This window comes from Enterococcus cecorum (assembly GCF_052119425.1).
In the GTDB taxonomy this organism is placed as follows: domain Bacteria; phylum Bacillota; class Bacilli; order Lactobacillales; family Enterococcaceae; genus Enterococcus_E; species Enterococcus_E cecorum_C.
The window spans coordinates 1-1996 of the sequence record NZ_JBQKFH010000082.1 but is presented as its reverse complement, the minus strand read 5'-3'; the positions used below and the strand labels follow the sequence as shown (position 1 = coordinate 1996).

Below are 1996 nucleotides of genomic sequence, written 5' to 3'. Positions count from 1 at the left end.
GTGCTTTATTTTTGTATTCACTTTCAAAAGATAAATAGAGATCTTTCCACTACTATCTAAATGGAAAGACCTCTATTTTTTCACATAGGGGCTACTTTTGGGTCAGCCCCTAATCGTCTAAGAGTTGTAATCAAAACAAGAAGAATAAAACAATTTTATTAAACGCTTACACTTTTTATTTAATAATTTATAGTGCGTGATAATATTTTTAGTTGGATGATAATAAAGCATTAGAAATCCTATAAGAATAGGCAAATAAAGCGAGTTTGCAAACATTTTTGCTGACATATACTAAAATAAGCTCTAGTAATTGACATCATAATTGAGTATAATGAGCATGTAATAGTTTCAGTAGATGTTTTTATTTGCAATGAAGAAGGGAGAGATAATGATGTTAACACTTTATACATCACCGAGTTGTACCTCATGTCGTAAAGCTCGTGCATGGCTTCAAGAATATAATATTCCCTTTGTTGAACGAAACATTTTCTCTGAACCGTTAACCATCGATGAGTTGAAAGCTATTTTGCAGATGACTGAAGAAGGCACTGAAGAAATCATCTCAACTCGTTCAAAGGTTTTCCAAAAGCTTAATGTAAATTTGGATGAATTATCCTTAAAAGATTTACTAAAACTAGTCAAGGAAAATCCTGGACTATTAAGAAGACCAATCATGATTGACGAAAAGAGATTGCAAGTTGGATTTAATGAAGATGAAATCAGACGCTTCTTGCCACGCGATATCCGTCAATTAGAGTTAAGACAAGCTCAATTGATGGCAGGTTTATAAACCATTTTAGTACGACGTTTAAGTCAACAAACAAGGATACAAAAGAACGGATATTCAGATTTGAGTCCCTAAGAGAGATTAATCTGGATATTCGATTTTTTTCTGCTAAATCAGAAAGGATTAGCTTAAAAAGACAGCGTTGAGTGGAGATTTTTTTCTTTACTTTTTGTGTACTTACGTTAAAATATAGATAAAGAGAGGTGTAAACGACATGGAAGTAGAACATATTAATGATGATACGGTTCGCGTTTACATTCGTAGCGAAGATTTAGCCGAACGTGGCTTTACTTTTGTCGATCTTCTTGGTGGGCATAAAGAGGTTGAGAGTTTCTTTTATTCCATTCTTGAAGAAGTTGACGTCGATAATCAATTCAAAGGTAGCGAAGCAGTCACATTCCAAGTAATCCCTAAAGGGGACGGCTTGGAATTGTACATCTCCAAAAATATGACAATGGAAACATTTTCAGAGCTACCATTTTTACAAGAATTAGATTTACAACAAACGAATGATTTTGACGTTGAATCAGTGGATGAAGATGATATATTTGAAGTTGATGAAAAGACCGAGCATTTTGATGAGCAAAAAGATGGCATGCCACGTTTCTTAGAGTGGATGAATCAAGTGACTGGGGGTAAAATCAATCAGCAGTCTACAGAAGAAAGCCAAGAAACACCAAAACATTTACCAACTTCAGCGCCAAATAAAAAGGCGAAAAAGTTGCAATATGTATTTATGTTTGAAGACTTTGAAGATATTATCGAAGTTTCAAGCAAGGTGAATGCGGTAGGATATAATTCATGTATCTATCAAATTGGCAGTTTTTATGCTTTGGTCATTAATTATACCAAAGATTATTCAGACCGTGAGTTTATCGAAACCAAAAATGCTGTTTTCAGAGAATTTGGGGTATTAACGCCACTGACACAAGACGTTTTACAAGAGCATGGTCGTGTGATAATGGATGACCACGCAATTACCCAAATCAAGCGAATCTTTAACACTTAAATAAAGGATGAAAAAACATCTAATATTTTTAGTTAGCTAGAGTGCTTGAAGTCATGAAACGCGAATAAAAAAAGATGCACATATTCATTTTGATGTGACCCCCAAAAGTTAGACTTTATTAGCGTAGTAGTTTTGTCTACTACGTTTTTTTATGCACTCATAAGGTGAATTCTGTATTGAACTGGACTTTTCCACCCTAG

At 34.2% G+C, this 1996-nt stretch carries 2 protein-coding genes; both read left to right on the top strand.

Features of this window, described 5'->3' with window-relative positions:
• The first annotated feature begins 391 nt into the window (after positions 1-391).
• Positions 392-790, top strand: a complete 399-nt coding sequence (gene spxA, locus ACTQZM_RS11830; RefSeq protein ID WP_248624525.1) for a transcriptional regulator SpxA — start codon at positions 392-394, stop codon at positions 788-790.
• Positions 791-1001: 211 nt separating this feature from the next.
• Positions 1002-1796 (top strand): adaptor protein MecA, encoded by a 795-nt coding sequence (locus tag ACTQZM_RS11825; RefSeq protein WP_441653882.1) that lies wholly within the window; start codon positions 1002-1004, stop codon positions 1794-1796.
• Positions 1797-1996 lie beyond the last annotated feature (200 nt).